10 protein-coding genes are annotated in these 11,600 nt (G+C 63.8%); 6 read left to right on the top strand and 4 right to left on the bottom strand.

Annotated elements, in window-relative coordinates; all coding sequences use genetic code 11:
* Window positions 1-4: 4 nt before the first annotated feature.
* The 6 genes from EOA16_RS20870 (at window position 5) to EOA16_RS20845 (ending at window position 6,768) form a co-directional block, all read left to right on the top strand.
* On the top strand, window positions 5-1,120 hold the full coding sequence (locus EOA16_RS20870; protein ID WP_127259957.1) for an ABC transporter ATP-binding protein: 1,116 nt from the start codon (window positions 5-7) through the stop codon (window positions 1,118-1,120).
* Between the two features lie 5 nt (window positions 1,121-1,125).
* A complete protein-coding gene (locus tag EOA16_RS20865; RefSeq protein ID WP_127259956.1) occupies window positions 1,126-2,628 on the top strand; it encodes a GMC family oxidoreductase in 1,503 nt (500 codons plus the stop codon).
* Complete coding sequence (locus tag EOA16_RS20860; RefSeq protein ID WP_127259955.1) at window positions 2,625-3,386, top strand: 3-ketoacyl-ACP reductase; 762 nt, start codon at window positions 2,625-2,627, stop codon at window positions 3,384-3,386. The genes EOA16_RS20865 and EOA16_RS20860 overlap by 4 nt, the downstream gene beginning before the upstream one ends.
* Window positions 3,387-3,398: 12 nt before the next feature.
* Complete coding sequence (locus EOA16_RS20855) at window positions 3,399-5,027, top strand: GMC family oxidoreductase N-terminal domain-containing protein (protein WP_127259954.1); 1,629 nt, start codon at window positions 3,399-3,401, stop codon at window positions 5,025-5,027.
* A gap of 69 nt (window positions 5,028-5,096) precedes the next feature.
* Window positions 5,097-5,405 carry a Dabb family protein gene (locus EOA16_RS20850; RefSeq protein WP_127259953.1) on the top strand — a complete coding sequence of 103 codons (309 nt, stop codon included), beginning with the start codon at window positions 5,097-5,099 and terminating at the stop codon, window positions 5,403-5,405.
* A 145-nt stretch (window positions 5,406-5,550) separates the two neighbouring features.
* The gene (locus tag EOA16_RS20845; protein ID WP_164754342.1) at window positions 5,551-6,768 is read left to right on the top strand and encodes an MFS transporter; all 1,218 of its coding nucleotides are present in this window, start codon (window positions 5,551-5,553) and stop codon (window positions 6,766-6,768) included.
* A gap of 6 nt (window positions 6,769-6,774) precedes the next feature.
* Here EOA16_RS20845 and EOA16_RS20840 read toward each other — a convergent pair whose 3' ends face one another.
* From EOA16_RS20840 to EOA16_RS20825, 4 genes are all read right to left on the bottom strand, one after another.
* On the bottom strand, window positions 6,775-7,620 hold the full coding sequence (locus tag EOA16_RS20840) for an EamA family transporter (protein WP_127259952.1): 846 nt from the start codon (window positions 7,618-7,620) through the stop codon (window positions 6,775-6,777).
* Between the two features lie 7 nt (window positions 7,621-7,627).
* Complete coding sequence (locus EOA16_RS20835) at window positions 7,628-8,530, bottom strand: endonuclease/exonuclease/phosphatase family protein (RefSeq protein ID WP_127259951.1); 903 nt, start codon at window positions 8,528-8,530, stop codon at window positions 7,628-7,630.
* A 166-nt stretch (window positions 8,531-8,696) separates the two neighbouring features.
* Window positions 8,697-10,247 carry a sodium:proton antiporter gene (locus tag EOA16_RS20830; protein ID WP_127259950.1) on the bottom strand — a complete coding sequence of 517 codons (1,551 nt, stop codon included), beginning with the start codon at window positions 10,245-10,247 and terminating at the stop codon, window positions 8,697-8,699.
* 272 nt (window positions 10,248-10,519) lie between these two features.
* Window positions 10,520-11,584, bottom strand: coding sequence for an ABC transporter ATP-binding protein (locus EOA16_RS20825; RefSeq protein WP_013529688.1), 1,065 nt, complete (start codon window positions 11,582-11,584; stop codon window positions 10,520-10,522).
* Window positions 11,585-11,600 lie beyond the last annotated feature (16 nt).

Below are 11,600 nucleotides of genomic sequence, written 5' to 3'. Positions count from 1 at the left end.
TCTGATGGCTTTTCTGGAAATTGATGGTCTGAGGAAGCGCTTCGGCCAGGTCGAAATCCTGAAAGGGATCGATGTCGAGCTCGAGAAAGGCGGCTTCCTGGTGCTGGTCGGCCCTTCCGGCTGCGGCAAGTCCACTTTGCTCAACACCATCGCCGGCCTGGAGACGATCACCTCGGGCGAAATCCGTGTCGACGGCCGCACCATCAACGATCTGCACCCCTCCAAGCGCGACATCGCCATGGTGTTCCAGAGCTATGCGCTCTACCCGAACATGACGGTGGCCGGAAACATCTCGTTCGGCATGGAGATGCGCGGTGTACCGGCGGCGGAGCGCCAGAAGGCGATCGACAAGGTGGCCAAGGTGCTGCAGATCGGTCACTTGCTGCAGCGCAAGCCGAGCCAGCTTTCGGGCGGCCAGCGCCAGCGCGTCGCCATGGGCCGGGCGCTGGTGCGCGACCCCAAACTGTTCCTGTTCGACGAGCCGCTGTCCAACCTCGACGCCAAGCTGCGCGTCGACATGCGCATCGAGATCAAGCGCCTGCATGCCACCACCGGCACCACCATCGTCTACGTCACCCACGACCAGATCGAGGCGATGACGCTGGCGACCAAGATCGCCGTCATGCGCGACGGCGAAGTGCAGCAGTTCGGCACGCCGGCCGAAATCTACAACAACCCGACCAACCTCTTCGTCGCCGATTTCATGGGCTCGCCGGCGATGAACCTGATCCCGGCGACGATCGGCACGTCAGGCAACGCGCTGTCGGTCGTGCTGCAGCGCGAGGCGCGCGAGCCGATCAACTTGCCGATGGCCAATGCGCCGGCGGGCCTGTCGGCATTCCAGGGCAAGCCGATCATCTTCGGCGTCCGCCCCGAAGCCCTGACCGATCCGGAAGGTGCCGAGCGCAACGCCTCGCACATCGCCACCGCCGACTGTCACATCGAGGTCGTCGAACCGGCCGGCTCGGACACCTTCGCCGTCACCAATCTCGGCGGCAGGGGCGTGGTGGCGCGGCTGCGCGCCGACGCCAACATCCAGCCGGGCACCAGCACGCCGCTTGCCTTCAACCTGACCAAGGCGGTGTTCTTCGATCCGGCGACCGAGACCCGCATTCGCTGACCGCCATGACAAATCCGGACATCGTCATCATCGGCTCCGGCATTGGCGGCGCCACGATCGCCTCCGGCCTTGCGGGCAGCGGCGCCTCGATCCTGATGCTGGAGCGCGGCGAGCCGTTGCCGGCAACGCCGCACGCGCGCGACACGCGCTCGATCTTCGTCGACGGCCATTATAGGCCGAAGGAGATGTGGCGTGAGGCCGGCGGCGCCGCCTTCAACCCCGGCAACTATTACTATGTCGGCGGCAATTCGAAGTTCTATGGCGCGGTGCTGATCCGTTACCGGAAGGAAGATTTCGCCGCCATGGAGCACTTTGGCGGCGTCTCGCCGGCATGGCCGTTTTCCTATGAGGAATTCGAGCCCTGGTATTCGAAAGCCGAACAGCTGTTTCGCGTGCGCGGTGCACTGGGCGAGGATCCGACCGAGCCGTTCCATTCGGTCCCCTATGCCTTCAAGCCGGTGCCAGACGAAGCCCCCATCGCCCGAGCCCGCGCCGAGCTGAAGGGCCTCGGCCTGCACCCGGCCTCGCTGCCGCTCGGCGTCGACATCGACACCTGGCTGAAAGAGGGCAAGACCGGCTGGGATGCTTTTCCCAACACCGGCCAGGGCAAGGTAGACGCGCAAACCGGGCCGCTTGCCGCTGCCCTGACCGACCAGAACATCAAGCTCGAGACCGGCGCCTATGTCGAATATCTCGAAGCCTCGGCCGACGGCACGACGATATCAGCCATTCACTACCGCCAGAATGGCGAGCTGAAGAAAGTATCACCGAAGCTGGTCATCCTCTCGGCCGGCGCGGTCAATTCCGCCGTCATCCTGCTGCGCTCGCCCACATCGCACGGCAAGGGCCTTGCCAACCGCTCCGACCAGGTCGGCCGCAATTTCATGAACCACAATTCCAGCGCCATGCTGGCGATCGACCCGCGCCGCCGCAACGATGCCGTCTACCAGAAGACGTTGATGCTAAACGACTATTATCTGTCCGACGGCAAGGGCGGCAAGCCGCTGGGGAACGTCCAGTTGCTCGGCAAGATCGACGGCAACATGCTGCGGGCCAATGTCAAGTACACGCCGGGATTCGCGCTCGATTTCATGGCCGGCCACGCCGTCGACTGGTACCTGATGTGCGAGGACCTGCCCGATCCTGAAAGCCGCATCATGGTCGACGGCACGGACATCGTCATGCAGTGGCGGCGCTCCAACATGCAGTCGCTCGACGGGCTGACCAAGGTGATGCGCGAGAATTTCCGCGCCTGCGGTTATCCCATCGTTCTCTCGCGCCCCTTCGACAAGCGCACGCCATCGCATCAGTGCGGCACGGTCAAGATGGGCGACGATCCGGCGACGGCGGCGCTCGACCCTTACTGCCGCTCCTTCGACCACCGGAACCTGTTCGTCGTCGACGCCGGTTTCCTGCCGAACTCCGCGGCGGTCAATCCGGCGCTATCGATTGCAGCCCAGGCGCTGCGTGTCGCCGATCACATCCGTAAGACGGACCTCGCCGCATGACCCGACCCTCCACCATCGTCACCGGCGGCGCGCGCGGCATTGGCCTTGCCTGCGCCCAGGCACTGGCGGATGCCGGCTTCGATATTCTGGTCGCCGACCTTGCCGAAACGGCCGCTGACGGACTTGCCACCGACATCACCAAGCGTGGCGCGCAGTTCGCCTATGTCAGGTGCGACATCGCCGATCTCGCCAGCCACACCGCACTTGTCGATGCCGCAATGCGCGCCTTCGGCCGGATCGACTGCCTGGTCAACAATGCCGGCGTCGGCGCCGTGGTGCGCGGTGACCTCCTGGACCTCAAGCCGGAGAATTTCGACCGCGCGCTTGGCATCAATCTGCGCGGCACCGTCTTCCTCAGCCAGGCCGTCGCCAAGGCGATGCTGGCCGCACCTGACAGTCATCCAAGATCGATCATCACCATCACCTCGGTCAGCGCCGAAATGGCGTCGCCGGAACGCTCCGACTACTGCATCTCAAAGGCCGGGCTTTCGATGTGGGTGAAGAACCTGGCGCTGCGGCTTGCGCCCGAAGACATTGGCGTCTTCGAGGTGCGGCCCGGCATCATCCGCACCGACATGACTTCAGGCGTCACCGCCAAATACGACGCCCTCATCGACGGTGGGCTGGTGCCGGCAAAGCGCTGGGGCGAAGCATCGGACATCGGCGCCGTGGTGGCGACGCTCGCCGGTGGAAAGCTCGGCTTTTCGACCGGCTCGATCATCAATGTCGACGGCGCGCTCTCCGTGCCACGGCTGTGAACGGATGAAAAAATGACCGATTACATCATCGTGGGCGCCGGTCCGGCCGGCTGCGTTCTGGCCAACCGGTTGAGCGAGAATCCCAGCAACTCAATCTTGCTGCTGGAAGCCGGCGGCAAGGACTGGCATCCCTATATCCACATGCCGGCGGGCTTCGCCAAGATGACGAAGGGGATCGCCTCCTGGGGCTGGTCGACCGTGCCGCAGAGAAACATGAAGGACCGCGTCTTCTGGTACACGCAGGCCAAGGTGGTCGGCGGCGGCTCGTCCATCAACGCCCAGATCTACACGCGCGGCAATGCCCGCGACTATGATGCCTGGGAGAAGGAAGAGGGTCTCACCGGCTGGGGTTATCGCGACGTGCTGCCCTATTTCAAGCGGGCCGAAAACAACCAGCGCTACGCCAACGATTTTCACGGCGACCAGGGACCTCTCGGCGTCTCGAACCCGATTGCGCCACTGCCGATCTGCGAGGCCTATTTCCGCGCCGGCCAGGAGATGGGCATTCCCTTCAATCCGGATTTCAACGGCGCTGCCCAAGAAGGCGTCGGCTATTACCAGCTGACCCAGAAGGATGCCCGGCGCTCGTCCGCTTCCGTCGCCTATTTGAAGCCGATCCGCGCCCGCAAGAACCTGACGGTCAGGACCGACGTGCTGGTGACCCGCATCGTCGTCGAAAAGGGCCGTGCCATCGGCGTCGAGGTGGTCGACGGACCAGGCGGCGAGAAGAAAATCCTGCGCGCCGAACGCGAGGTGATCGTCTCGTCCGGCGCCATCGGCTCGCCAAAACTCCTGATGCAGTCGGGCATCGGCCCCGCGGACCATCTGAAAGCGGTCGGCGTCACGCCGGTGCACGACCTGCCCGGCGTCGGCTCCAACATGCAGGACCATCTAGACCTGTTCGTCATCGCCGAATGCACCGGCGACCACACCTACGACAACTACGCCAAGCTGCACCGCACGGCCTGGGCCGGCCTGCAATATCTGCTCCTGAAGAAGGGACCGGTGGCCTCCAGCCTGTTCGAGACCGGCGGCTTCTGGTACGCCGACCCGACAGCCGCTTCGCCCGACATCCAGTTCCACCTCGGCCTCGGCTCCGGCATCGAGGCCGGCGTCGAGAAGCTGAAAAACCCCGGCGTCACGTTGAACTCGGCCTTCCTGCGGCCGCGCTCGCGCGGCACGGTGCGGCTGAAGAGTGCCGACCCGGCCGACCACCCGCTGATCGATCCGAACTACTGGTCCGATCCCTATGACCGCGCCATGTCGATCAAGGGCCTGCGACTGGCGCGCGAGATCATGCGGCAGAAGGCGCTTGCCCCCTATGTGCTGCGTGAAGTGCTGCCCGGCCCGTCGCTCGCCAGCGACGACGAACTGTTCGACTATGCCTGCCGCAGTTCCAAAACCGACCACCACCCGGTCGGCACGTGCCGCATGGGCCACGACGACATGGCTGTCGTGACGCCGGATCTCAGGCTACGCGGCATTGAGGGCCTGCGCGTCTGCGATGCCTCGGTGATGCCGCGCGTGCCCTCCTCCAACACCAATGCGCCGACCATCATGGTCGGCGAAAAGGGCGCCGACCTAGTCCTCGGCCGCGAGCCACTGCCGCCGGCGGTGTTTTCCGGAAACCGGGCGGCTTAGAAGCAATTCCAGGAAAAGTGTTAAGCGGTTTTCCGTCCGGAATTGCGTAAAAAAGAGATGGAGTGAAAAATGATCAGGCACTGTGTTTTCGCTAGATTTCGCAATGATGTCGCCGCCACCGAGCGCACCGCTATCCATGCCGATCTCGAGGCTCTTCGACAGGTGATCGACGGCATGGACGCAGTAAAATTCAGCGCCAATGTCAGCCCGGAGCCGTTCGCACGCGGCTTCACCCATGGCTTCACCATCGATTTTCGCGATGCTGCCGCCCGCGACGCCTATCTGGCGCATGAGGCGCACCAGCGCGCCGGGGCTCGGCTTGTTGCGGCTCTCGAAGGCGGTACAGACGGGCTGATGGTGTTTGATCTCGAAATCTAGAACCCGTCGACCGATGACACGCACTGTCGCACCTTCCGCCATTCCAGCGGGCGTTCGATCAAATGAGCCACGCGAAAAAGTGACCACCGGTCTTCCCTGAACTGGCCGATAATTCCCCCCATCGATGATGATGGAGGAGGAAGATTTGCCCCTTGATTCGCAGCAGAAGAAGACCGTCCTCGCCTCATTCCTGGGCTGGACGCTCGATGCTTTCGATTTCTTCCTTCTGACATTCCTGCTCACCGATATCGCGACCGAATTCCACGCCGATGTCCCGGCCGTCTCCAAGGCGCTGTTCCTGACGCTGGCAACGCGCTTCATCGGCGCGTTCTTCTTCGGCATGCTTGCCGACAAATACGGGCGCAAGCCCATCCTGATGCTCAACATCGTCAGCTATTCGGTGATCGGCGCACTGGCCGCCTTCTCGCCCAATCTCGGCATCTTCCTGGCGTTGCGCGCTCTGTTCGGCATCGCCATGGGTGGTGAATGGGGGCTTGGCAGTTCGCTGGCCATGGAATCCATCCCACCCAGTGCACGCGGCCTGGTCTCCGGCATCCTGCAATGCGGCTATCCGGCCGGCTATCTGCTGGCGGCGGTGGTCTACGGCCTGCTCTATCAGCAGACGATCGGCGGCTACACGATCGGCTGGCGTGCCATGTTCCTGCTCAGCTTTGTGCCGGCGCTGATTGTGCTGTTCATCCGCTCGCATGTGCCGGAATCGCCGGCCTTCGTCCAAGCCCAGAAGACCGCGAGACCGGGCATGTGGGAAACGCTGCGGAAGCACTGGGGCGTCGCGCTCTATGCCGTCGTGCTGATGATGTTCTTCAATTTCTTCAGCCATGGCACGCAGGATCTTTATCCGACCTTCCTGAAGAAGCAGCACGGCTTCGATCCGCACACGGTGAGCTGGATCACCATCGTCGCCAATATCGGCGCCATCGTCGGCGGCCTGGCGTTCGGCGCGCTGTCCGAGAAGATCGGCCGCGTCAACGCCATCACGCTGGCCTGCCTGATCGCCTTGCCGTCGATTCCGCTATGGGCCTACTCGACCACCCCGTTCATGCTCGCCATCGGCGCCTTCGTCATGCAGGTCGCGGTCCAGGGCGCCTGGGGCGTCATCCCGGTGCACCTCAACGAGCTTTCGCCCGGCGCGGTGCGGGCGACCTTGCCGGGCTTCATCTATCAGGCGGGTAATCTCGCGGCATCCTATGGCGGCCCCTATCAGGCAGGAATCGCGGAAAGCGCCGGAGGCAGCTATGGCTATGCGCTGGCGCTGTTCGCAGGCGTGGTTGCCGTCTGCATCATCGTCGTCATCCGCTTCAGTCCGGAACGACGTGGCCAGGTAATGACCGTGCTGAGTTGACGGCAATCAGCCGAGCCTGAGCGCGACGACACCGGCAACGATGCTGAGCGCGGCGGCACCGCGCCAGCCGGTCATCTTTTCGCCGAGAGCGAAGACCGAGATTATCATGGCAAACAGGATCGAGGTTTCACGCAGCGAGGCCACGGAGGCGATCGGCGCCTTGGTCATCGCCCACATCACGATCCAGTAGGCGGCGCCGCTGAGCACGCCCGTGAACAGCCCGGCCTTCCAGTCGCGCGCCAGCACCGGCAGTGCCTTCGGCCCGCGGAAGATGAGGCACAGCGCCAAGGCGCCAAAAGCATCGCAGATGAACAGCCAGGCTGCATAGCTCTGCGCGGTTGCCGCCAGCCGCGCGCCGCTGCCGTCGGACAGCGTGTAGCTGGCAATGAAGATCGAAGTGCCCAGCGCGAAGCCGACCGCGCGCAGATTGAGCTTTTCCAGATGTGCGCCGCCCCGAAACGACATCACCAGCGTGCCGGCCGACAGCAGGAAGATGCCGAGCATGGCGAACGGGCCGGGAATCTCGGCGACGACGAACATGCCGCCAAAGGCCGACAGCAGAGGTGCGGTGCCCCGCGCCAGCGGATAGGTCTGGGCGAAATCACCAGCCTTGTAGGCGCCGATCAGGAAGGTCCGGTAGCCCATGTGGAAAATGACGGAGGCGATGATGTAGGGCCACACTTCCGCCTTCGGCACTTCGACGAAAGGCAGCACCACGAGTGCCGCCGCGCCCATGCCGAGCGTCATCAGCGTGATCGACAGGAAGCGGTCGAGATGGACCTTGACCAGCGCGTTCCAGATCGCGTGCATGGCGGCGGCTGCAAGCACTGCGAAGAAGACGAAAAGCGTCATGCGTGGCTCATGTGGCGATGCCGGGCGTTTCCAGGTCGATGTCGACCCGTAGCGGAAAATGATCCGACGCAACCTCGCCGATGTCGGCACTGATCGAACGCACCCGCCCGGCGAACATGCCGCCGACGAAGCAATGGTCGAGCCGGCGCTTTGCCAGCTTGCCGTCGATGGTCTTCACATGGGTGTGGAAGTCCGGAACCGGCTCCCCGGCAACGGCGGCGGCATCGACGAAACCGTCAAAATAGGCGGCACCCCGATGGTAGGGCGTGCTGCCGACGATACGGCGATATTCGGCGCTGCCCGGTTCCATGTTGAAATCACCCATCCAGATCGCCGCCAGGGGGTTTTCCGGCTCCGCCTCGCCGCTGGTCCAGTTGCGCGTGGGCTCGTCGTCGACGCCGCTCCACGGCCCGCCATCGGACAGTGCCCGGCGATGCTCGGCCAGGAGATAGTCGATCTGCTCCAGCCGCTCCTCGGCCGCGATATGGGCGAGATGCAGCGACAACACCCGCACCGGCCCTGCCGGCGTGCGGATCATGCATTCAAGCGCGGCGTTGCGGGTGTTGAGCGGCCGCTGCGTGCGGCGCATCGGCAGCGCATGCAGTCGCGACCAGACGATCGGCAGTTTCGACAGCACCATGGTGCCGAACTGACGGCGCCGATTGACCAGACGGCCGTCGCGCTGCTCGCTGGCATCCATGTCGAAGGCCGGGCCATAGACCCAGTGATGTTCGGGCAGCAGGCGGGAAAGCAGCTCCGGCTGGTCGTCATGATTGCTGCGCTGCCAGTGCCGCTCGACCTCTTGCAGGGCAATGATATCGGCGCCGGCAACGATCCGCGCCGCGCGCGAAAGATCGTAGCGCCCGTCGCCGCCGAACCCGTACTGGATGTTGTAGCTGACCAGCTTCATTGCTTATCCGGCTCAATTTCGTGTTGGCAGTAGCGGTTCGATGCCACGGTTGCAATGTGCAGGAGAATGGATGTGGCTTGGACCAGCCTTGCCTTTCACCGGGATCATGCACCGATCCCGAAGCACTTCGGTATCTTCCGTGCGCCGGAAAACGGCGTGCGATGCCTTAAGTATTCAGCGGCTGGAACCGGCCGGGTGGCGACGCCGCCAGTTCGGTCCAGTCGATCTCTTCCTCAAGGCGATGATAGGCTTCGTCCCCGATCGTCCCGTTGCGGCGCAATTCCTCCAGCGCGTCGCGCTGGCTCTTGATCGCATAAAGACGCAAGCGGTCATATTCGGTCGCCGCCTGGGCATCGTCGGGGTTTTTGGCGATCTTGCGTTGAGCGGCATATTGCTCGCGCACCGCGGCCGCCGCGTCCGATGTCTTGCCACTCAATATGTCGAGCGCGGCCTGCATGACCACAACACGCGCCTGCGCAACCTCGCGGTCGACCGTTTCGTCAGGGTCGAGGTTCAGCAGGCGCAGCAGCGGCTTCAGGCTCATGCCTTGCAGCACCAGCGTGCCGAGCACCACCGTGAAGGCAGCGAGCACGATCGGGTCGCGGGCCGGGAATTCAGCCGGCAGGGCGAATGCCGCCGCAAGCGTCACCAAACCGCGCATCCCGCACCAGCCGATCAGCACGCCACCACGAAACGACGGAGCGTCACGCTGACGATCAGCTACGCCGAAACGGTCAAACCACCTGATGACCGCGCCGCACCCCAGCACCCAGATGAGGCGTGAGACGATGACGATGGCAAGCACTGTCCCGGCCAGGACGAACGCGTCGGTCTGCCCCTGCCCGGCAAGCCGGCCGACGATCGTACGCGCCTGCAGCCCCATCAGCACGAAAGCCAGAACATTGAGCACGAAGACCGCCGTTTCCCAGACCGAATACGAGCTGATGCGGTTTCTGGCCGGCATGCGGCGCGGCGCGGTGCGAGCGATCGTCATGGCATAGACGACTAGGGTGATGATGGCCGACAGTCCGATCCTGTCGGCCAGGATCCAGACCCCGAATGTGCCGGCAAATTGCACCACAGTGCCGCTCGCGGGATCCTCGATCCGGCCCAGGGTCATCAGAGACACCCGGCCAAGCAGGTAGCCGGCCGCAAGACTGCCGAGCGTGGACAGCAAGATCATCGGGACGGCGCTGCTCAGCAGAATGGAACCTGCTGCCGCCGAAATCGCCATCCGGTAGATCAGCAACGCGGTAGCATCGTTAAGCAGGCTCTCGCCTTGCAGAATGGCAGTGATGCGATGCGGCACCTTGAACTGGCCAAGCACGGCCGATGCCGCAACCGCATCGGGCGGCGCCACGATGGCGCCAAGCGCTATGGCCGCGGCGATGGGCAGACCTGCCATCGCCCAGCCGGCCAGCGCGACCGTCGCTGTCGTGAAAAGGACGGCACCAAGCGCCAGCAGCACAAGCGGGACCCTGTAGCGGTTGAGATCGCGCAGGGATGTGTCATAGGCGGCATCGAGCAGCACCGGCGCGATGAACAGTGCAAGCGCCAGTTCCGGGTCGATCTCGATGGTCGGCACGCCGGGCACGAAGGCTATGCCCACCCCAGCCAGCGCCAGCAAAGAGGGATAGGGAACCTGCACGCGCCGCGACAGCGCCGTAAGCGCAACAGCAATCAACAGCAAAACAAGTGTCAGTTCGAAAAGAACCATGGCCTCTTATAGCCGGGAAACGAGATTCTGGCAGCGGCAAAGCGGCTGGAAACTGTTGATTGCCCAGCAAGCTCGTGCCGGCAGGATTATGCCTCGAATTGCCTTTTTGCTAATTCGACAAATCCGCCGACCCCACCGACATCGAGATCACCCGATAGAGGATTCGCTTAAACACGGACTTCGCTGCATTGCAGCCCATGCCACGCGGGCGGAAGCATCTTCCGTCTTCGTAGACCGGGATGCAGCCATTCATTCCAAACAAGCGCAGCAGCCTAGTGCAGCACAAGCATATCGCTCGACGAAAACGAGATTTCCGCCTTTTCGCCGACCGCGGGGGGCGGTGTTGCCGGGCTGTTGAAGGTGTCGAGCGAGACCGTGTTGCCGCCGATGCCGACACGAACCCGGATGACCGAGCCGAGGAAATGCACTTCGGAGATTTCTCCGGAAAGGCTGGAGTCGCGGCCGGGCTGGCGGCCAAGCGAGATGGCTTCCGGACGCAACGCCAGCGACAGCGTGTCGCCTGACTTGGAACCGTTGAGCTTGCCCTTGAGCGAGACCTGTTCGGAATTGACCCGCACCGTGCCTGCAGCGGCATCGGTGACGGTGCCTTCCAGCACGTTCAGCGTGCCGACGAAATTGGCAACGAACTTGGTCGCCGGACGGTTGTAGATCTCGAACGGCGTGCCGACCTGCTCGGCCTTGCCGCCATACATGACGGCGATGCGATCCGAGATCGACAGCGCCTCTTCCTGGTCGTGCGTCACGAAAATGGTGGTGATGCCGAGCTTCTTCTGGATCGAGCGGATTTCCTCGCGCAGCGACACGCGCACCTTGGCGTCGAGCGCCGACAGCGGCTCGTCGAGCAGCAGCAGCTTCGGCTTCGGCGCGATGGCGCGGGCCAATGCGATGCGCTGCTGCTGGCCGCCCGAGAGCTGGTAAGGGTAGCGATCCGCCATCTGCGGCAGCTTGATGATGCCGAGCATCTCGGCGACGCGGGCATCGATGTCCGCCCTTGGCATGCCGGCGACCTTCAGGCCGAAGCCGATGTTCTGCGCCACGGTCAGGTTCGGAAACAGCGCATAGGCCTGGAACACCATGCCGACATTGCGTTGGTTGGGCTTCAGCCTCGTAATGTCCTTGCCGCTGACGACGATCGTGCCCGCGCTCGGCTCCTCGAAACCGGCGACCATGCGCAGCACGGTCGTCTTGCCGCAGCCGGATGGCCCGAGGAAGGAGACGAATTCGCCGCGCTCGACGTCGAGATTGAAATCCTCCACCACCGTGGTGGCGCCGAAGGATTTTCGAACGTGCTGGATGGAGAGGAATGGGTCGGCCATGGCGTGGTTCTCTCGA

The organism is Mesorhizobium sp. M7A.F.Ca.US.008.03.1.1 (assembly GCF_003997495.1).
GTDB lineage: Bacteria > Pseudomonadota > Alphaproteobacteria > Rhizobiales > Rhizobiaceae > Mesorhizobium.
The sequence above is the reverse complement of the archived record's forward strand: the minus strand, read 5'-3'. Positions and strand labels throughout refer to the sequence as shown.

Bases quoted from the DNA above. Each gene is read 5' to 3' on its own strand.
- EOA16_RS20870 (WP_127259957.1), top strand. From the start codon at position 5: ATGGCTTTTCTGGAAATTGATGGTCTGAGGAAGCGCTTCGGCCAGGTC.
- EOA16_RS20865 (WP_127259956.1), top strand. From the start codon at position 1,126: ATGACAAATCCGGACATCGTCATCATCGGCTCCGGCATTGGCGGCGCC.
- EOA16_RS20860 (WP_127259955.1), top strand. From the start codon at position 2,625: ATGACCCGACCCTCCACCATCGTCACCGGCGGCGCGCGCGGCATTGGC.
- EOA16_RS20855 (WP_127259954.1), top strand. From the start codon at position 3,399: ATGACCGATTACATCATCGTGGGCGCCGGTCCGGCCGGCTGCGTTCTG.
- EOA16_RS20850 (WP_127259953.1), top strand. From the start codon at position 5,097: ATGATCAGGCACTGTGTTTTCGCTAGATTTCGCAATGATGTCGCCGCC.
- EOA16_RS20840 (WP_127259952.1), bottom strand. From the start codon at position 7,620: ATGACGCTTTTCGTCTTCTTCGCAGTGCTTGCAGCCGCCGCCATGCAC.
- EOA16_RS20835 (WP_127259951.1), bottom strand. From the start codon at position 8,530: ATGAAGCTGGTCAGCTACAACATCCAGTACGGGTTCGGCGGCGACGGG.
- EOA16_RS20830 (WP_127259950.1), bottom strand. From the start codon at position 10,247: ATGGTTCTTTTCGAACTGACACTTGTTTTGCTGTTGATTGCTGTTGCG.
- EOA16_RS20825 (WP_013529688.1), bottom strand. From the start codon at position 11,584: ATGGCCGACCCATTCCTCTCCATCCAGCACGTTCGAAAATCCTTCGGC.